We start from the raw sequence: 18,452 nt of genomic DNA on the forward strand, positions 1-18,452 counted from the left end.
CTAGTGTCGTGACTCAGAAATATCGCAACATGAAACGGCGTCTTTTTCCGCATGGCGGCGTTGCTCGTCGTTGCCATAGAGCCGGCTATGTCGCCTCCTCGCGCCTTGCCCTGCGAAAAAATCCATCCGTTTCATTACGTCCCCCTATTTCTGAGTCACGACACTAGGCTTGAGCCATACCGTGATGCCGCCGTTAGTGGCATCCGTGATCCGGATCTCGCCGCCGTGCGCCTGCGCAATGGCACATGAATTTGAGAGCCCAAGGCCCGTTCCGGTCTGCTTGGTCGTGAAGAACAGCTCGAACGCCTTGTCAGCCTCGTCATCCTTGAAGCCCTTGCCGTAGTCGGTGAATCGAATGAAATACCGGCCGTCCGGATCGGCCCCGATGACCACCTCGACAACCTGATTGCCATTGGCCTCGAAGGCATTGTCCAGAAGGTTGTCAACCATCTGCTCGAGCTGATAGCGGTCGCCCCGGGTGAAATAGGGGCCGCCCGGCTGGAAGATCAGGTTGATCTTCGTCTCGTAATTCAGATGCTGCCGTCTTTCCTGGTAGGCAAGCATGCAAGCACCGAGCTCGATGGTTTCTATCTTCAGCTTGGCAGGCTTGCCAAAACGCAGCAGATTGTCGATGGTGGAAGTACAGCGGGTGCAGTAGTGCAGGATGAGGTCGATCTCTGCAAGCACCTCGGGCTGGTTGACGAACTCCGGCCTCAACAGATGGGCGGTGTTCTTGATCACCGTCATCGGGTTGTTCAGATCATGCGCCACCCTCATTGCCACCCTTCCCACCGCGGACAGCTTTTCCTGGGCATGCATCTCGGCTTCCATCTGTCGCAGGCGTGACAGATGGCGAATCATATCGTTGAAGGCATTGACCAGTTGCCGAACCTCTCCATGACCACCAATTTTCAGGAGATTGAGCTGATCCGTCTTGATCTGTTCCGGTAACTGGCCGACCGCCGCGGTCAATTGCCTGACCGGCGTCAACACGCGGTGCAGGTAAATCGCGATGGCAAGAGCAAGCAGCACGGCGCTAGCCAGGAGGGTCAATACAATCAGCCGCTTGGTGTGCGCCAGCACCTCGCGTGCCGGATCGGCGACGACGATATCGAGTGCCTGGATGTCGTTTCCCGGAGACCAGACCGGAATGCGTATCGACGATGGCGGCTGCGGCCTGCCGGACTGAACCGGATGCAGGGTCAGACGCTCGTCGGACAGAATGGTCGCGCCCCCCCGCGTGCTGGTCTGACGGCCCAGTTGAACCCAGCCGATAATGTCGTCGCCGACGATGATCGGCGTGGAGGAAATCACCCAGAGTTTTTCATCGATCCAGGCCAGGGAAGCCCAAGGCTTGAGAGCCGTCTGATTATTTTTAGGCATATGGGCCAGCGTTTCATTGCCCGCCGCAACGAGTCTGCCAGAGGTGTCCCATACTGCAAGCCACTCCAGGCGAAACGCCTTGGCTATGCGATTGAGGTCCGCCCGCAAGGCCACGGCCTCCCCGTCCAGGTAAAAATGGTATTGCGCGCTTTGCCGTAAATCGGAGTCGGTCACCACAAGCTGGGCTAGCGCCTCATAGGTGGTGAGCTCATCCTGGATCAATTGTTGAATCTGGCTGTTCTGAGTGGCCACACGCTCATTGTGCAACCGGCTGAATTGCTGGCTGACGAAGCCGTCGATCCCATAAAACATGACTGCCCATATCATGGCCAGTATGGCCAGAAGACCGGCCACGGCGCGGAACGTAAGACTGTCCGGCAGAATGCCGGCACCTCGCCGGATCAAATCGGGGACGCCCGCCATACCCCTGGGTCCGGGGAGGCTGCGGTGCTGGAGGGTTTCGTGCATGATGGCACTATGCTACTGCAATACCGTGGTGTGGCCATGCAAGCGGCATTCGGTTGTTGAATCTTTGGGGCACGCGGCAGCCGGATGGGCCAGCAAACTCCCCGGCGTTATTGCCGTTGCGGCTGCCTCGGATCTTGCACGTGCGCCATTCAATGTCCGCTCATCGCCGCCCGCGCCCGCACCAGCCGGTCATCGCGATAATCCGCGAACGCCTGCTCGATCTCCTCGCGGGTGTTCATGACGAAGGGGCCATACTGCACCACCGGTTCGCCGATCGGCCGGCCCGCCACCAGGATGAAGCGGGCGCCCGCCTCGCCCGCCGCGATTTCCACCGCATCGCCCGCGCCCAGCACCGCCAGGCTGTGGGTCTGCAATTCCTGCCCGGCCAGGCGCGCGGCGCCTTCGAACACATAGACGAAGGCATTGTGCGTTTCGCTCAGCGGAAGACTGAAACGCGCAGCGGCGGCAAGGCTGACATCGAGATAGAGCACATCGGTGGCGGAGTCCTCGATGACGCCGCGCACGCCGCCGAATTCGCCCGCCAGCACCCGCACCCGGCCCGCATCCAGCGCTACCTCCGGAATCGCCGCCGCCGAGAACTCCTGATAGGCCGGATCGGACATCTTGTCGCGGGCCGGCAGGTTGATCCAAAGCTGGAAGCCGCGCATCAGGCCGTTGGTCTGCTGCGGCATTTCCGAGTGGATGACGCCGCTGGCCGCCTTCATCCATTGCACGCCGCCGGCCTTGAGGTCGCCGCGGTTGCCCATGCTGTCGCGGTGCTCCATGTGGCCGTCGAGCATGTAGGTGAAGGTGATGAAGCCGCGATGCGGATGCTCCGGAAAACCGGCGATGTATTCGTCCGGGTCGTCGCTGCCGAAGTGATCAAGCATCAGGAAGGGATCCAGATTCTTCAGTGCCGGTGTGCCGATGCTGCGGTGAACGGTGACCCCGGCGCCTTCGGTCACTTCGAAGGCGGGGACAAGCTGGCGAATGTTGCGCGTGTTCATGGAAGCCTCCTTGCTCTGTCTATGCATGATGGTCTGGCTCGACCCGGATTTCAAACCGCCTCGGCGAGCGCCGGCCAGTCGCGCGCCAGCACCTGGGCGATGCGTTCGGACGCCTGCTGGCGTGCAGTGTCGCCGCGTGTCATGCCGCGGTCGGCGGCGATCACCTCGACGTCGGCGATGCCGAGGAAGCCCAGCACGAATTTCAGCCAGGGCGTGGCGAAGTCGATGGCGCTGCCGACTTCGGTGCCGCCGCTGGCCGCGAGGACATAGGCCTTCTTGCCTGTCAGCAGGCCTTCCGGGCCGTATTCGGTGTAACGGAAAGTCAGCCGGGCGCGCGCGACCTGGTCGATCCAGGCCTTGAGACTGGCCGGCACGCCGAAGTTGTAGATGGGCGTGGCGATCACCAGCACGTCGGCCGCCATCAGTTCGCCCACCAGTTCGTCCGATTTCGCCAGCGCCTGGCGCTGGGCTGCGGTGCGCGCCTCGGGGTCGGTCAGGTTGGCATCGACCCAGGCGGCGTCGACCAGCGGCAGACCCGGCGCCACGTCGCGCCGGACCAGCGCCAGCTCGGGCATGCGTTCGCCCAGCGCATCCAGCATCTGGTCGGCGAGCCGGCGGCTGACGGAGCCTTCGTCGCGGGCGCTGGCATCGACGCGCAGCACGCGCAGTTTGGTGGCGGTGGAAGGACTCGGGCTTGCTTGCATGACGATGCTCTCCTGTGTGGCCCGACACCCGATTGGTGCCGGTAGAGGCATTGTCTGATTTGCAAATCAAACAATAAAGATCAAAAATTGGAAATCATTGTTCTTTATTGGGCAACAAATGGACCGATTCGCCGACATGCAAATGTTCGTGAGCGTGGTGGAAACCGGCAGCATCAGCGCCGCGGCCGAGCGCCTGGGCGTGGCCAAATCGGCCGTCAGCCGCCGCCTGACGGAACTCGAATCGCGCCTCGGCGCCTCCCTCGTCCAGCGCACCACGCGCCGGCTCAACCTGACCGACAGCGGCCGCGCCTATTACGATCGCTGCGTCGTCATCCTGGCCGACCTGGACGAGGCGGAAGCCGCCGTATCCCAGGCCCACCAGGCGCTCAAGGGAGGGCTCAAGGTGGCGCTGCCGCATTCATTCGGCCTGCTGCACCTGGCCCCGCTGATCCAGGAATTCATGACGCAGCATCCCGAGGTGCGCTTCGAAATCGATTTCAACGACCGCCAGATCGACCTGATGCAGGAAGGCTTCGATCTGGCCATTCGCATCGCCACGCTGGCCGATTCCAGCCTGATCGCCCGCCGCCTGGCACCGATCCGCCACGCGCTAGCGGCCAGCCCGGACTACCTGGCGCGCCACGGCATCCCCGGGACCGCGGCCGAACTGGCGCATCACGTCTGCCTCGCCTACAGCAATCTGGAGCAGCCCGGTCTGTGGCCGTACCGCGGCCCGGACGGCCAGCCCGGCAGCGTGCGGGTGCCGGTCCGCCTGGCGTCCAGCAGCGGCGATTTCCTGCTGCGCGCCGCCATTGCCGGCGAAGGGCTGATCATGCACCCCAGCTTCTACCTGCACGCGGCCCTGCGCACCGGCCAACTGGTTCAGGTGCTGGCCGACCACCGCTGGCCGGAACTCTCGGCCTACGCGGTCTATCCGCCGACGCGCCATCTTTCCAGACGGGTGCGGGCCTTCATCGACTTCGTGGCGGAGCGCCTGGCGGGCGAGCCCTATTGGGACCGCAGCGGCCCGGCCTGAAACGCGCCCGGCCGGCCCACTGCGCATGGCCGGCGGCTCATTCGCCGCGATAGATGTAATCCCGCCTGAACGGATAATTGGGCTGGCCGCCGCCGACGCTCTTGCCCGCCAGCACCTGCCACAGTTCCAGCCAGCCATGGTCGAAGGCGTGGGCCGAACCCGCCATGTAGATGCGCCAGATGCGGTATTTCTGTTCGCCGATCAGGCGGCGGGCTTCGTCGGCATGCTGCTCCAGCCGGGTGACCCAGTGCCACAGGGTTGTGCCGTAATGGGGGCGCAGGTTTTCGGCGTCGAGGCATTCGAGGCCGCTGCCTGCAGCGGCACGCAACACGTCGGCGGCGTGCACCAGTTCGCCGCCGGGAAAAACATAATCGTCGATGAATTCGGAGATGCCGCTGCCAAGTCCGCCGGATTCGGTTGCGGCAGCGGTGATGCCATGATTGAGCAACAGTCCGCCCGGCTTGAGCAGATCCATGATCTTGTTGAAGTACGCAGCGAGATTCGCACGCCCGACATGTTCGAACATGCCGACGCTGGCAATCTTGTCGTAGCCGCCCGGTTCATCCATGTCGCGGTAGTCCATCTTGCGCACCTCGACCCGGCCGCTCAGGCCGCGCCCGGCAATCTGCTCGCTGACGTAGGCATGCTGGTCGTCCGACAGGGTGATGCCCACTGCCCGCACGCCGTAACGTTCCGCCGCGTGCAGGATCAGGCCGCCCCAGCCGCAGCCGATATCGAGAAAGCGCTCGCCGTGATGCAGGTCGAGCTTGCGGCAGATGTGATCGAGCTTGGCTTCCTGCGCGGCGTCCAGGCTCATGTCCGGCTGCCTGAAGTAGGCGCACGAATAGATCCGCCGGCGGTCTAGCCACAGGCCATAGAAATCGTTGGAAACGTCGTAGTGATACTGGATGTTCCGGCGGTCCCTGGCCCGCGTGTGGCGCCACCACTTCCAACCCTCCGAGCCGATTTTCGGTGCGCAGTCGCCGGCGTTGCACAGACGGTCGCCGAGCGCCAGGATGTCGCGAACGTCGCCGATGAGATCCAGCCCGCCTTCCACATAGGCCCGCGCCAGCGTGCCCAGACTGGGGTCGGCCATGGCCTTGAGGCTGGATGGCTGATGCAGCCGCACCCGCACCACGGCTTCGGCAACCGCGCCCACCTGCTCGCCATTCCACAATTCGACGGCAAACGGCAGACCCGAGGCCTCCACCCGCCGCCGCAACTGATGAACCAGCAATTGATTCAGCATCGCGCCTTCCTCTCAAAGACGGCGGCATGTTGTTGTCGTGGTTTTACCGCCTGACTAATGACTTTAGGCCAAATCCACCACCAGTGCTGCGCGGGTCTTTTCCGCCAGCGTCGTCGCTTCCACCGCATAGGCGGCGAGATCGATACCCATGCGAACCGGGCTGCCGGCCTTGGCGGCCGCGATCGAGGCAGGGTCGAGCTCGAAACGCAGGAAATGCACCGCCGAGGTTTTCTCCTCGTTTTCGCGCTCCATATCCTCGTCGGCGATGGCGAACGTTTTCGCCTGATCGGCTACCTGCGCCCACACGCGGTTCTCGATCCCCTTGAGTTTCGCCAGCGCGATCTTGCGCTCGTCCGGGTCGGGATACTGGATCATCATCGTCGCCTTCCAGTTGGTGCCGTCCGGAATCAGCGGATTGTAGGCGTCGAGCTCGTCCTGGATGCCGGCATCCTCGAAGGTGCGCTCGGCGCGCAGCATTTCCTGGATCTGGTAGCGCATGGTTTGCTCGTCCTCGAAAATCAGCGTGACGTGGGCGCCCAGCTCGACCATGCGGTTTTTCTTGTGCGCCATCACTTCGGCACGCATTTGCGGACGCACCTTGGCGTAGCCCTCCAGGGTCAACAGGCTGTCACGAGTGATCTGCGGCATATAAGTATTCTCCTTGTTCAACGATTCATTCCAGGCCGTAGGCGATGCGCAGCAGTGTGATCGGGTGCTGCTTCTGCGCGGTGGCCGTTTCGCCCATGCCCTGCAGGATGTGGCGCGCGGCGATCGCGCAATCGGAACTCACGTAATCGGGCTGCGGCTCGGCCATCTGGCGGAACACCGGCCTGCCGATCTTCATCGACTTGGCGAAATGTTCGCTCTTCACGCCCCAGGTGCCGTCGTGGCCCGAGCAGCGCTCGACCATGTTCACTGTTGCGCCGGCCAGTTGCAGCGCGTCGCGCGTCTTGTTGCCGATGTTCTGCACGCGCTGGTGGCAGGGAACGTGATAGGACACCTTGCCGAGCGGACGCTTGAAGTCGGTCTTCAGCAGACCGTCGACGTTGCGCGCCATCAGGTATTCAAATGGATCCCACATCGCTTCCTTCACCGCCTGCACGTCGGCGTCGTGGGGGAACATCAGCGGCAGCTCCTTCTTGTACATCAGGGTGCACGAAGGCACCGCGGTGAGGATCGCATACCCTTCGCGCGCCAGCTTGGCCAGATGCGGGATGTTGGTTTCCTTCAGCCGCGCCACGGCGTCGAGGTCGCCCAGTTCCAGCTTGGGCATGCCGCAACAGGCTTCCTTCTCCACCAACACGGCGGGAATCTCGTTGTGCGCCAGGAGTTTCAGCAGATCGTGGCCGATGCCGGGCTCGTTGTAATTGACATAGCAGGTGGCATAGATCGCCACCTTGCCGGGGGTTTTCTCGCCGGCCTTCACCGCGAAGTCGCTGCGCGGCCTGGCAGTGGAGCGGAACCTGGCGCTATCGTATTCGGGCAGCTTGCGGTCGGAGTGAATCTTCAGCACGCCGTCGACCAGCTTGCGGACCGGCTTGTTCTTCAGGCTGGCGTTGACCGTTTGCGCCACCACCGGAATCGAGGCGAGCTTGCCCATCGCGTCGGTCGATGACAGCAGCCTGTCGCGGAAACTGGCGCCGCCCTGCCGGAACTTGATCGCCTTGGCGCGCAGCATGGTGTGCGGAAAATCCAGGTTCCACGGATGCGGCGGCACATAGGGGCACTTGGTCATGTAGCAGAGGTCGCACAGATAGCACTCGTCGACCACCTTCCAGTAGTCGGCCTTGGCGACGCCGTCCACTTCCAGCGTCGACGATTCGTCGACCAGGTCGAACAGGGTCGGAAACGCGGTGCATAGCGGCAGGCAGCGGCGGCAGCCGTGACAGATGTCGAAGATGCGCTCAAGCTCGTGCATGAGCTTGTCCTCGTTGTAGAAATCCGGGTTTTTCCAGTCGATAGGATGACGGGTGGGGGCTTCGAGGTTGCCTTCGCGTGTGCTCATGGTGATATCTGTGTGTAAGACCAAAAAAATTTATCCGCGAAGGACGCGAAGGAACACGAAGGAAACCAAAAGCATGAAGCAGCCAGCACTTGTCTCGCTTTTGCCCTTCTTTGCGTTCCTTCGCGTCCTTCGCGGATAAAGCTTTTAAAGAAGGCGGGCATTTGCCCGCCCGCTTGTTTGCGTTTACGCGCCCAGGCTATCCAGGGTCTTCTGGAACTTGTTGGCGTGCGAGCGCTCGGCCTTGGCCAGCGTCTCGAACCAGTCGGCGATTTCGTCGAAACCTTCGGCGCGCGCTTCCTTGGCCATGCCCGGGTACATGTCGGTGTACTCGTGGGTTTCGCCGGCGATTGCGGTTTTCAGGTTGTCGGCGGTGGGTCCGAAAGCCATGCCGGTAGCCGGATCGCCACAGGTTTCCAGGTATTCCAGATGGCCATGCGCGTGGCCGGTTTCGCCTTCGGCGGTCGAGCGGAACACCGCGGCAACATCGTTATAGCCTTCCACGTCGGCTTTGCCTGCGAAGTAGAGGTAGCGGCGATTGGCCTGCGATTCGCCAGAGAAGGCGTCCTTCAGATTTCCTTCGGTTTTCGAGCCTTTGAGTTGCATAACCTGATCTCCTTGATTTACATAGACATGCCTTGCAGCACTGACACTTCATCCCTCTCCACCTGTCCATTTATAGCAGACCTGTGTGCGGATGAAATCCTGTTTTTAGACTAAGTCTAATAACTGAACGAAGATTAAACCCGCGGCGATGACGCTGTCAACCTCGCCTGCATCGGGCTGTCCCGGCATACGATTCTGCACGAGCAGGCTCTTTGGTTCATAACGGACAGAAGTCCTTCATGGCTTCAGTGTCTATACAGCAATGGCCTGCCTCCAGCAGGTACACTTCCGGTTGAATGGAGAACTGTCATGCGTTCCGACAAAATCAAAACCGATGCCGAATGGCGTGCCGAACTGCCGCCCGAGCAATACCGCATCCTGCGTGAACACGGTACCGAACGGGCGTTCACCGGGCAATACTGGGACCATCACGAAGCCGGCGAATACCGCTGCGCCGCCTGTGGCGAACCGCTGTTTTCCTCTGCCACCAAGTACGATTCAGGCAGCGGCTGGCCAAGCTTTTACCAACCGCTGAACGCCGATGCGGTGGCGGAAAAGGCCGATACCAGCCTTGGCATGGTGCGCGTCGAAGCGCTGTGCCGCCGCTGCGGCTCGCATCTGGGACACGTCTTTACGGACGGCCCCGCGCCTACCGGCCTGCGCTATTGCATCAATTCGGCCTCGCTGAACTTCCAGAAGAAACAGGACTGAATCTTGCATATCTTCGATGCGCAGATCACGGCAATCGCGCCCGCCACGCCCAGCATCCGCGTGCTGCGCCTTGCCATCCCCGATGCCGCCTTCCGTTTCTTGCCGGGCCAGTGGGTAGACCTCAACATCGAGGCCGACGGGATGACGCACACTGCGGGCTATTCCATCATCACCTCGCCCTTCCATCAGGGCGGAATCGAATTGGCGATCAAGGCCAGCGCACGGCATCCGGTGGCGCGCTGGGTGCACGAGCGTGCGCGGACAGGCGACACCGTTCGCGTATCGCAGGGCCAGGGGCCGTTTGTCTATCTTCCCGAGATGAGCGACAACGTGGTGCTGATCGGCGGCGGCGTGGGCGTCACGCCGCTGCTGTCCATCTTCCGCCATGTGCGCGATACCCGTCTTTCGACCCAAGTACACCTGCTCTACAGCGTATCGGACAGCCGCGAAATCCTGTTCCGTGACGAACTCGATGCCGCGATTCAGGCACATTCCAACTTGCATGCGAGCATCACCGTCACTCAGTCCGATCCCCGCTGGCACGGCCTCACCGGCCGCATTGATCCGGTCAAGCTGCATGCGCTCGACGTGCCGGACGACACGCTGTATTACCTGTGCGGCCCCAAGGGCATGGTCGAGGACATGAGCGCCCTGCTGCACGATCTGGGCGTGCCGATGAGCCGCATCATTTTCGAGAAATGGTGGTAGCCGCCGCAGATGGCCCGATTCGACTATTAAAGAAATCACCCGGACTGTGTATGTTTAACCCGGATAATCCATTAGGACGCGAGATGATGGCGAGGCAGTTTGCGGAGCAGTTTTGTCGGTTGCGAGGAGGCCATGGTCGTTCCATGGACGACGAGCAAGCGGCGAAAATGACCGAAAACTGGCCGCCAGCGCTCGCGTAGGCTCGAAGAGCCGCCTAATGGATTATCCGGGTTTAACCCCTCAACCTGAACGGAGACACCTCATGCGTATCATTCCCCTGCTCGCTGCCCTGGCTTTCTGCACCCCGGTATTGGCGGGCTCCAAGGACGTCGTCCGCCCCTATCCGGCGCAGCAGGTCGCCGCCGGCACTTACGTCATCCACGGCCCGCAAGGCCTGCCGTCCAAGGCCAACCAGGGCTTCATGAACAACCCGGCCTGGGTCGTCACCGCCGATGGCGTCGTGGTGATCGATCCCGGTTCCAGCGTGCAGGCCGGCCGCATGATGATGGCGCAGCTGCGCAAGTCAACCAAAAAACCGGTCACCCACGTGTTCAACACCCACGTCCACGGCGACCACTGGCTCGGCAACCAGGCGGTTCTGGAAGCATGGCCGCAAGCCACGATCATCGCCCACCCCGACATGATCAAGCAGGCCAAGGACGGCGCCGCTGAGTTCTGGCTCAAGCTGATGTCGGACATGAGCGGCGGCTACACCGACGGCACCCGCGCGGAAATCCCCACGGTCGAGGCGGCCGACGGTCAGGAATTCAGGATCGGCGGCAAGACCTTCCGCATCCATTCCTCGACCGACGCCCACAGCAAGACCGACCTGATGATCGAAATGGTGGAAGACCGCACCCTGTTCACCGGCGACAACGTGCTGAACCGTCAGGTGATGAACATGCGCGACGGCACCTTCAAGGGCGTGATGAAAGCGACCGACCAGGCGCTTGCGCTCAACGCCAGGCTCTACGTTCCCGGCCACGGCAAGACCGGGGACCGCAAGTTCGTCGCCGAGCAAAAAGCCTATTTCGACATCCTGATGGCGGAAGTGCGGCGCATGTACGACGAAGGCCAGAGCGACTACGAAATGAAGCCGGTTATCGCCGAGAAGCTCAAGGCCTACAAGAACTGGGAGGAATGGGATACCAACCTGGGGCAGCAGATCAGCCTGGCGATCCTCGAAATCGAACAGGAATAAAGCCGGATGCACCGTGGCCCGCGGGCTGCGGTGCCGGGAACCATCAGTGCAGGCGGGTCACGCTGGCGGCACGGCCGGGCTGCCATTCCCCGTCGAGGCTCACCCATTCGACCCGCTCGCCGAGCATGCGGATCACGCCCGGACGGCGGTTGTCGCCGGTATCGGAAAACTCGAAACGGTAATCGCGCTGGAACTGCAGCTGGCCGCTGCCGTTGCGGGCGAGGCGGGTCTTGCTCAAGGCCACGCTGTCATCCAGAAACTGCAGCCCGGCATCGGCGCAGGCGCGCCGCCCGACGGCGACAGCCTGTTCGCGCGTCTGCATGCCGGCATACCAGTACCAGCCGGCCACGCCGAACAATCCCAGCAGGATGATTTCCCAGCTCACTGCCCTGCCGGGTCGGGCTTGACCGGGCTGCGGAACAGCGCCGCCACCTGCTTCTTGGGAGGCTGGCGCAGCGTAACCGGCGCGCTGTCGGGCCGCGGCGCATCGCTCGGCACATAGGGGGCGTCGAACAAGGCATCGCGCACGGCGGCAGGCCTGTCGCGCGGGGCGCTGCGCTCGCGTTCGCCGCGACGCTCAGGCGCGCGCGGCGCACGCGACTGATACGCGGGCACGTCCGCCGCCCCCGGTTCGAAGCCGGCAACGATCACCGGATCGAGGGTGCTGCCGATGAGTTTCTCGATATCCCGGAGATAGCGCGTCTCGGATTCGCTCACCAGCGAAATCGCCTCGCCCTGGGCGCCCGCACGGCCGGTACGGCCAATGCGGTGCACGTAGTCCTCGGCGTTGTGCGGCAGGTCGTAGTTGACGACGAAGGGCAGTGCCTCGATGTCGATGCCGCGCGCGGCGACGTCGGTGGCGACCAGCACGCGCAGGGTGCCGGCCTTGAAGGCGTCCAGCGCCTTGATGCGTTCCTGCTGGGTCTTGTCGCCGTGGATGGCGTCGGCATGCAGTCCCAGTTTGTTGAGTTCGTTGGCAAGCCGGTTGCAGCCGAGCTTGGTGCCGGTGAACACCAGCACCTGATTGAGATCGCGGCTCTTGATCAGATGCGCCAGCAGCTGCCGCTTGCGTTCGTGATGCACCGGGTGCATTACCTGGGTGATGGTGACGGCCGTGGCGTTGCGCGCCACTTCGATGAAGGCGGGGTTGTTGAGGATGCTGTCGGCGAGCTTGCGGATTTCTTCCGGGAAGGTGGCCGAGAACATCATGTTCACCCGCTGCGCCGGCAACAGGGCGACGATGCGCTTGAGATCGGGCATGAAGCCCATGTCGAGCATGCGGTCGGCCTCGTCGAGCACCAGGGTATTGACCTGGGTCAACATCAGTGTCTTGTTCTGCACGTGGTCGAGCAGGCGGCCGGGGGTCGCCACCAGGATTTCGACACCTGCCTTCAGGATCGGAATCTGGGTGTTGATGTTGACCCCGCCGTACACCACCAGCGAGCGTAGCGGCACGTGCTTGCAATAGGTCTTGATGCTTTCCTCGACCTGGATCGCCAGTTCACGCGTGGGGGTGAGGATCAGCGCACGGATCGGATGCTTGGCCGGCGAGGTGCCGGTGTTGGCGAACGGCAGCAGGCGCTGGATCAGCGGCAGCGCGAATGCGGCGGTCTTGCCGGTGCCGGTTTGCGCCGCGCCGAGGATGTCGCCTCCGCGCAGGGCCAGGGGGATCACCTGTTCCTGAATCGGCGTCGGCGAGACATAGCCCATTTCATCGAGGGCACGCAGGATGTCGGGCGCCAGCCCGAGTTCAGCAAAAGTCGTCAAAGTCTGTCCAGTGAAATTTCTGGTCCGGTTAGGTTCGATCAGGCGCCCGGCCGGCTAGATCCGGATCCAGCCGAAGCCTGTCGTCTGACAGGCCAGGCGCACGTCCTCGTCCGCACAGTCCAGCACCTGGGCCAGGGCGCGCTGCGCCAGGGCGGACGTGTTGTTCTTTTTCGATACGTGCGCCGCCATCACGCATTGTAGTTTTTCGTGCTTCAGCTTCTCCAGCAGGAGCGCCGACTGGCTATTTTCCAGGTGGCCGAAACGGCCGCCCACCCGACGCTTGAGACTCGCCGGATAGGGCCCGCTCTCCAGCATCTCCGCATCGTGGTTGCACTCCAGCACCAGCGCGTCGACGCCGCAAAGCATGGCCTCGATATGCGGCGTGCTGCACCCCGCATCGGTCAGCACGCCCAGCCGGCGATCGCCGTCACCGAACACGTACTGCACCGGCTCGCGCGCATCGTGCGGCACCGGAAACGGCCGGATTTCCAGGCCGTCCACCGCAAACGCCGCGTGGCTGTCGATCACCTGCACCGCCACACCGTCGAGGTCCTGCGCCATCGCCAGGGTGCCGGCGGTCAGCCACACCGGAAGCTTGTGCCTGCGGGCCAGCCGCCCCACCCCGCCGATATGGTCGCTGTGTTCGTGTGTGACGACGATACCGGCCAGATCGGATGCCTGCAGATCGAGCCGCGCCAGCCGCGCGATGCTGTCGGCCAGGCCGAAACCGCAGTCCAGCAGCACCCGGGTAGATCCGGCCTCGACCACCAGGCCGTTGCCTTCGCTGCCGCTGCCGAGGCAGGCAAACCGCATTACGCGCCTTCCCGCGTCACTTCAATTCTTTATGCAGCAGATTGATGATGCGGTTCTGCGTATTGGCATCGACCGGCTTGCCGTCGACCCCGCTGACGTTGACCCGGCTCTTGTCGCCCGCCTCGTTCACCACGATCTGCAACTGCGGCGAGGTCTGCTCCTTCTTGCTGCGCCAGAACGCGAATTTAGCCAGTATGCCGTCGTCGCGCTTGCTGGCGTTGTCGACATCGGGATCGATGTAGCGAACGAAATACACGCCCTTGGAACGGTCGCGGTCTTCCACCGCGAAGCCGACGCGATCCAGCGCCAAGCCGACGCGGCGCCAGGCGCGGTCGAAATTCTCGTCCATCTCCAGCACCGGAGCCCCGGCTTCCCTGGCGATGCGCGCCTGTTCCGGCGTCTGCTGCTGGGTCAGCAGGGTCTGGGCACGATTCTCCTCCACCCCGAAACGCAGCATCAGGCGGCGCAGCATCTCGGCTTCGAGTTCGGGGTCGGCCGGGCGCGGCTGCCACACGGTCTTGTCCTTGCCCTCGGTGGCATAGACTTCCATCATGCCGCGGTGGCTGACGTATATCTCGGTGCCGTCCTTGCCGGCTTCGATGCGGGTGCGGAACTTGTCGCGCTCGGGAGTGGAATACAGGCCGTCGAGCACCTTGCCCAGCGTGCGGCGAATCGCGTCCTGCGGAATGTTGGCGCGGTTTTCCGCCCAGTCGGTTTCGATGACGCCGGTTTCCGGCGATTCCAGGTTGACGATGAAACCGGTTTCCTGCCAGAAATCCTTGATCACCGGCCACACCTGCTGCGGCGTCGCCTGCACCACCAGCCAGCGCTGGGCGCCGGCGCGCTCGATGCGTGCCTTGTCCTGCGCGGGCAGCAGGGTTTGCGTGCCGCTCGGGGCGGCCTTGCGCTCCTGGCTGTAGGTCGACAGGGTGGCCGTGCCGCTGCCCTGGGTATCGGGAATCGCATAGCGGTTGTCCCCCGTTGGCGCAGTAAGGTCGGGCGGCACTTCCAGCGTCGGCAGCTTGTTGGCCGACTTGTAATCGATCTTTTTGGATTCCACGATGCCGCAACCCGAGGCCGTCAGGGCAAGCATCAAAAACAGGGGGAATAAACGCATATCGGCAGAGATCCTGAATCAAAGGGCTTACATCAAACCGGCGTGGCGCATCGCATCACGCAGGGTGTCGTGCAGACCGGCAGACAGCGGGGTCAGCGGCAGGCGCAGGGCAGGCCGGATCAATCCCAGTTCGGCGCAGACCCACTTGACCGGAATCGGGTTGGCCTCGACAAACAGCTTGCTGTGCAGCGGCAGCAGTCTATTGTTGAGCTCGCGCGCGCGCGGCAAATTGCCTTCGAACGCCGCCACGCACATCTCGTGCATCAGTTGCGGCGCCACATTGGCGGTGACCGAGATCACCCCGTGCCCGCCCAGCAGCATAAAGGGCAGCGCCGAGGCGTCGTCGCCGGTGTACAGCGCAAAATCCTTGGGCGCACGACGCAGCAGATCGGCCGCGCGTTCCATATTGCCGGTGGCATCCTTGATGCCGACGATGCCCGGCACCTGGGCCAGCCGCAGCACGGTGTCGTTGGAAAGGTCCGTGATGGTGCGGCCTGGCACGTTGTACAGGATCAGCGGCAGGTCGACCGCTTCGGCAATCTTCCGGTAATGCTGGTAGAGGCCTTCCTGCGTCGGCTTGTTGTAGTACGGCACCACCGACAGGCCAGCCTGTGCACCGGCGCGTTTGGCACATTCGGTGAGTTCGATCGCCTCGCTGGTCGAGTTCGCACCGGTCCCGGCAATGACCGGCACCCGCCCGGCGGCCTGCTCGACGGTGGTGCGGATCAGCAGGCAGTGCTCGTCATAGCTGACCGTCGGCGATTCGCCGGTGGTGCCGACGATGACAATGCCATCCGTTCCCGCTGCGATGTGCCAATCAATCAGCCTGCGCAGTGTATCAAGGTCGAGTGCGCCGTCGTCCGTCATGGGGGTGACGATCGCGACCAGGCTTCCTCCGGCCCTATTCATTTCTGCCATGTTGTTTCCGCCGCTTAAATTTCAGGCCCGCGCCGTTGTCTGGACGGGTTAACGATAAATCGCAACATTCTAATCCATCTGGCCACGCCTGGCTTTATCCCGGAACGAGCCGGCCAAGCCAGCCGGCCAGCTGTTCGATGCCCAGCCCGACGCCGTGCGCGACCAGCGGCATCGCCCATACCCAGGCCGCCATCAGCCCCAGCGCGGCCAGCCCCAGCCCGGCCGAGAACATGTCGAGTCCCGGCGTGGTGCGCGCGACGATGCCAAACGCCAGCTGGATCAGCAGCGCCAGCGCCAGCAGCGGCAAGGCCAGCTGCACGCCGGTGGCGAACAGCCAGCCGGCGGCTTCGGCCAGCTGACGCAGGTCGGCCGCAGCGGGCAGGACGGCAGCCGGCATGGCGGCGAAGCTGTCGCGCAGCGCATCGACGACCAGCAGATGGCCGCTGGCGCCCAGAAATGCCAGCGCCGCCAGCCACCCCGCGAGCGCGCGCCAGGCGGCATCCGCCGGGGCGGCCTGCTCGGCGGTCAGCGTCAGCAGGCCGCCGGTCGCGGTGTGGCCGGTCCATAGCAGCGCGGCGGTCGCTGCGGCAAACACCAGCCACACGCAGAGCGCCAGCGCCGCGCCCCAGACGACTTCCATCCCCAATGCCAGCATGCCGGGCACGCTGAAGGGCGCGACCGCATCGATCGCCAGTCCCGGTGTCAGCACGGCAGCCAGCACCGCAGCCATGAACAGGCGCAGCGGCAGCGGCAGGCGGCCGGTCAGCGGGTCGAATACCGCCCATCCGGCAAGGCGGGCGAAGGCGAACAGCCAGGCCGCCAGACTCGCTTCGCTCAGGGGCATGCCTCACTCATTCGACGAGAACGGGAAAATCGGTCAGCAGCGTGCGCGCAAATTCCACCAGCTGGCCGCCCATCCAGCTGCCCAGCAGCGCCAGCACGATCAGCATGACGATGAGCTTGGGCACGAAGGACAGCGTGGGTTCGAGAATCTGCGTGGCGGCCTGGAACAGGCTGATGGCGAATGCGGTCAGCAGGCCTGCCAGCAACATCGGCGCGGCAAGCAGCATCACCAGCCACAGCGCGTCGCGGGCGAGGCCTTCCATCAGAAGCTACCGAGCAGGGAGCCGACCAGCAGATGCCAGCCGTCGACCGTGACGAACAGCAACAGCTTCAAGGGCAGCGATACCAATTGCGGCGGCAGCATGATCATGCCCAGCGCGGTCAGCACGGCGGCGACCACCAGGTCGATCACCAGGAACGGCAGAACCACCATGAAACCGATCTGGAACGCGGTCTTGAGTTCGCTGGTGAGAAAGGCCGGCGCCAGCGCAGCCAGCGGCACGCTGTCCACCTGCTTGGGGTCAATGCTCTTGTCGTCGCCGATGAAGAGATCGAGATCCTCGGCGCGCGTCTGCCTCAGCATGAAGCTTTTCAGCGGCGCCGCGGCCTGTTCGGCCGCCGCGTTGAATGTCAGCGCGCCGGAGAGATAAGGCTGATAGGCCTCGGTGTTGATGGTCTTCAGCGCTGGCGACATCACGAAAATCGTCAGCAACACCGCCAGCCCCATCAGCACCAGATTCGGCGGCGCCGTGTGGCTGCCCAGCCCCTGCCGCAGCAGGAACAGCACCACGGCGATGCGGGTGAAGGCGGTGAACGCCAGCAGCAAGGCCGGCAGGAACGGGAACAGCAGCAGCCAGGGCAGGCTTGCGCCCGGCACCCCGATCACCTGTCCGCCCGCGCCGGGCGTCACACTCAGCAAGGGCACGCTGGTTTCCGCACCCGCGGCCGGCACGCTCAGGCCCAGCGCGATCAACAGCAGGATCGTTTTCATCGCGCATGCTCCGCCGGCAAGTGCGCCTGCCCGGGCTTCGGCAGGGTATGCAGCAGCCGCACGTTGCCGCCGCCCACGCCTAACAGCAGCCAGGTGTCGTCGACCTCGACCACCACCACGCGTTCGCGCGCGCCGACCGCGGTCGTTCCCACCACCTTGACTGCGCCTTGCGCCCCCATGCCCGGCAGATAGCGGCGGGCGAACCACGCCACCGCGACAAATCCGCCGAGGATCAGCGCCAGGCTCAGCAGCACCGTCAGCATGCTGCTGGCGGTACCGGATGCGGCGAACGCCGGAAATGAAATCGACAGCAACGCGCCTGCGGCGACAAATCTAGCCATGCCGGATGACCTCCCGCGCCCAGCGCGTCATATCGGTTGTGTGAGACGGCAACTGCACGGCGAGCGTTGCCGTCACAGGATCAGTCGTGATGTGCCACATCAGCGCGGGGGGCAGCGTGGGTGCCGCCGCCGTATCCAGCCAGCACTCCGCCAGCATGGCGTCGAGGGTGCGCAGCAGGCTGCGCGACACGAAGGGCGCCGCCGCCTCCACGCGCCGCCCGCCGAGGCGGCGCGTCAGCCACAGGCTGGCCAGCGCGGCATCGGGCTGCCAGTCGGGTGTCGCCGGCGCGCCGCCAGCCGCAGCGGCCGGCGGCGCCAGCGCTGCCGCCTGAACCGGCAGACGCAGGCGCGCGCCCAGCGTCGCGACGAGCTTGCGGGTCAGCCGCGCCTGCAAGGGGTCGGGCGTCGCGGGATGCGCCGTCAGAAAAGCGATTTCGGCGGACGTCAGTTCTAGCAGACGCATCAGCGCACCCGGCGGCCGGCATCGCGCCGATGCGTCAGTTCGACCAGCTCGTCGTGAGCGCGCTGCTCGATGCGTCTCTGCTGAATAGCGGCCTGCGCCAGATGGCGCTGCTCCAGCAGCCGCA

At 64.0% G+C, this 18,452-nt stretch carries 21 protein-coding genes; 4 read left to right on the forward strand and 17 right to left on the reverse strand.

Annotated features, from left to right (window positions below; translation table 11 throughout):
* Nucleotides 1-144: 144 nt before the first annotated feature.
* The 3 genes from Q0L94_RS15230 to Q0L94_RS15240 all read right to left on the reverse strand — a co-directional run bounded on the left by Q0L94_RS15230 (nucleotide 145) and on the right by Q0L94_RS15240 (nucleotide 3,562).
* Entirely contained in the window at nucleotides 145-1,851 is a 1,707-nt protein-coding gene (locus Q0L94_RS15230; RefSeq protein ID WP_296754840.1) for a HAMP domain-containing sensor histidine kinase, read from the reverse strand.
* Between the two features lie 149 nt (nucleotides 1,852-2,000).
* A complete protein-coding gene (locus Q0L94_RS15235) occupies nucleotides 2,001-2,858 on the reverse strand; it encodes a pirin family protein (protein WP_296754844.1) in 858 nt (285 codons plus the stop codon).
* A 50-nt stretch (nucleotides 2,859-2,908) separates the two neighbouring features.
* A complete protein-coding gene (locus Q0L94_RS15240) occupies nucleotides 2,909-3,562 on the reverse strand; it encodes an NAD(P)H-dependent oxidoreductase (RefSeq protein ID WP_296754847.1) in 654 nt (217 codons plus the stop codon).
* A 136-nt stretch (nucleotides 3,563-3,698) separates the two neighbouring features.
* On the opposite strand from Q0L94_RS15240, the gene Q0L94_RS15245 reads away from it, so the two are divergent.
* Entirely contained in the window at nucleotides 3,699-4,598 is a 900-nt protein-coding gene (locus Q0L94_RS15245; RefSeq protein WP_296754849.1) for a LysR family transcriptional regulator, read from the forward strand.
* A 37-nt stretch (nucleotides 4,599-4,635) separates the two neighbouring features.
* On the opposite strand, the gene Q0L94_RS15250 is transcribed toward Q0L94_RS15245, so the two are convergent.
* The 4 genes from Q0L94_RS15250 to Q0L94_RS15265 form a co-directional block, all read right to left on the reverse strand.
* Nucleotides 4,636-5,847 (reverse strand): class I SAM-dependent methyltransferase, encoded by a 1,212-nt coding sequence (locus Q0L94_RS15250; protein ID WP_296754851.1) that lies wholly within the window; start codon nucleotides 5,845-5,847, stop codon nucleotides 4,636-4,638.
* Between the two features lie 63 nt (nucleotides 5,848-5,910).
* Nucleotides 5,911-6,495 (reverse strand): DUF3501 family protein, encoded by a 585-nt coding sequence (locus tag Q0L94_RS15255; protein ID WP_296754853.1) that lies wholly within the window; start codon nucleotides 6,493-6,495, stop codon nucleotides 5,911-5,913.
* Nucleotides 6,496-6,520: 25 nt separating this feature from the next.
* Nucleotides 6,521-7,852 (reverse strand): heterodisulfide reductase-related iron-sulfur binding cluster, encoded by a 1,332-nt coding sequence (locus Q0L94_RS15260; RefSeq protein WP_296754855.1) that lies wholly within the window; start codon nucleotides 7,850-7,852, stop codon nucleotides 6,521-6,523.
* 183 nt (nucleotides 7,853-8,035) lie between these two features.
* Complete coding sequence (locus Q0L94_RS15265; RefSeq protein ID WP_296754856.1) at nucleotides 8,036-8,455, reverse strand: rubrerythrin family protein; 420 nt, start codon at nucleotides 8,453-8,455, stop codon at nucleotides 8,036-8,038.
* A 309-nt stretch (nucleotides 8,456-8,764) separates the two neighbouring features.
* Here Q0L94_RS15265 and msrB point away from each other — a divergent pair, with 309 nt between their 5' ends.
* The 3 genes from msrB to Q0L94_RS15280 all read left to right on the forward strand — a co-directional run bounded on the left by msrB (nucleotide 8,765) and on the right by Q0L94_RS15280 (nucleotide 11,075).
* Complete coding sequence (gene msrB / locus Q0L94_RS15270; RefSeq protein WP_296754858.1) at nucleotides 8,765-9,166, forward strand: peptide-methionine (R)-S-oxide reductase MsrB; 402 nt, start codon at nucleotides 8,765-8,767, stop codon at nucleotides 9,164-9,166.
* 3 nt (nucleotides 9,167-9,169) lie between these two features.
* Nucleotides 9,170-9,874: a ferredoxin--NADP reductase gene (locus Q0L94_RS15275; RefSeq protein ID WP_296754860.1), complete on the forward strand. Its 705-nt coding sequence runs from the start codon at nucleotides 9,170-9,172 to the stop codon at nucleotides 9,872-9,874.
* A 262-nt stretch (nucleotides 9,875-10,136) separates the two neighbouring features.
* Nucleotides 10,137-11,075 (forward strand): MBL fold metallo-hydrolase, encoded by a 939-nt coding sequence (locus Q0L94_RS15280; protein ID WP_296754862.1) that lies wholly within the window; start codon nucleotides 10,137-10,139, stop codon nucleotides 11,073-11,075.
* Between the two features lie 43 nt (nucleotides 11,076-11,118).
* On the opposite strand, the gene Q0L94_RS15285 is transcribed toward Q0L94_RS15280, so the two are convergent.
* The 10 genes from Q0L94_RS15285 to Q0L94_RS15330 form a co-directional block, all read right to left on the reverse strand.
* Nucleotides 11,119-11,460 (reverse strand): DUF3301 domain-containing protein, encoded by a 342-nt coding sequence (locus tag Q0L94_RS15285; protein ID WP_296754864.1) that lies wholly within the window; start codon nucleotides 11,458-11,460, stop codon nucleotides 11,119-11,121.
* Complete coding sequence (locus Q0L94_RS15290) at nucleotides 11,457-12,842, reverse strand: DEAD/DEAH box helicase (RefSeq protein ID WP_296754866.1); 1,386 nt, start codon at nucleotides 12,840-12,842, stop codon at nucleotides 11,457-11,459. Before Q0L94_RS15290 ends, Q0L94_RS15285 begins: the two co-directional genes overlap by 4 nt.
* A 54-nt stretch (nucleotides 12,843-12,896) precedes the next feature.
* The gene (locus Q0L94_RS15295) at nucleotides 12,897-13,655 is read right to left on the reverse strand and encodes an MBL fold metallo-hydrolase (RefSeq protein ID WP_296754867.1); all 759 of its coding nucleotides are present in this window, start codon (nucleotides 13,653-13,655) and stop codon (nucleotides 12,897-12,899) included.
* 16 nt (nucleotides 13,656-13,671) lie between these two features.
* Nucleotides 13,672-14,772 (reverse strand): outer membrane protein assembly factor BamC, encoded by a 1,101-nt coding sequence (gene bamC, locus Q0L94_RS15300; protein ID WP_296754869.1) that lies wholly within the window; start codon nucleotides 14,770-14,772, stop codon nucleotides 13,672-13,674.
* Nucleotides 14,773-14,799: 27 nt separating this feature from the next.
* On the reverse strand, nucleotides 14,800-15,690 hold the full coding sequence (dapA, locus tag Q0L94_RS15305; protein ID WP_296754871.1) for a 4-hydroxy-tetrahydrodipicolinate synthase: 891 nt from the start codon (nucleotides 15,688-15,690) through the stop codon (nucleotides 14,800-14,802).
* Between the two features lie 94 nt (nucleotides 15,691-15,784).
* Complete coding sequence (locus Q0L94_RS15310) at nucleotides 15,785-16,534, reverse strand: flagellar biosynthetic protein FliR (protein ID WP_296754873.1); 750 nt, start codon at nucleotides 16,532-16,534, stop codon at nucleotides 15,785-15,787.
* 7 nt (nucleotides 16,535-16,541) lie between these two features.
* Nucleotides 16,542-16,796 (reverse strand): flagellar biosynthetic protein FliQ, encoded by a 255-nt coding sequence (locus tag Q0L94_RS15315; protein WP_296754875.1) that lies wholly within the window; start codon nucleotides 16,794-16,796, stop codon nucleotides 16,542-16,544.
* Complete coding sequence (gene fliP / locus Q0L94_RS15320) at nucleotides 16,796-17,524, reverse strand: flagellar type III secretion system pore protein FliP (RefSeq protein ID WP_296754878.1); 729 nt, start codon at nucleotides 17,522-17,524, stop codon at nucleotides 16,796-16,798. The genes Q0L94_RS15315 and fliP overlap by 1 nt, the downstream gene beginning before the upstream one ends.
* A complete protein-coding gene (gene fliO, locus Q0L94_RS15325; protein WP_296754881.1) occupies nucleotides 17,521-17,865 on the reverse strand; it encodes a flagellar biosynthetic protein FliO in 345 nt (114 codons plus the stop codon). Before fliO ends, fliP begins: the two co-directional genes overlap by 4 nt.
* Nucleotides 17,858-18,328 carry a hypothetical protein gene (locus Q0L94_RS15330; protein WP_296754884.1) on the reverse strand — a complete coding sequence of 157 codons (471 nt, stop codon included), beginning with the start codon at nucleotides 18,326-18,328 and terminating at the stop codon, nucleotides 17,858-17,860. The genes fliO and Q0L94_RS15330 overlap by 8 nt, the downstream gene beginning before the upstream one ends.
* Nucleotides 18,329-18,452: the final 124 nt, after the last annotated feature.

The sequence above is a fragment of the Thiobacillus sp. genome (assembly GCF_024708915.1).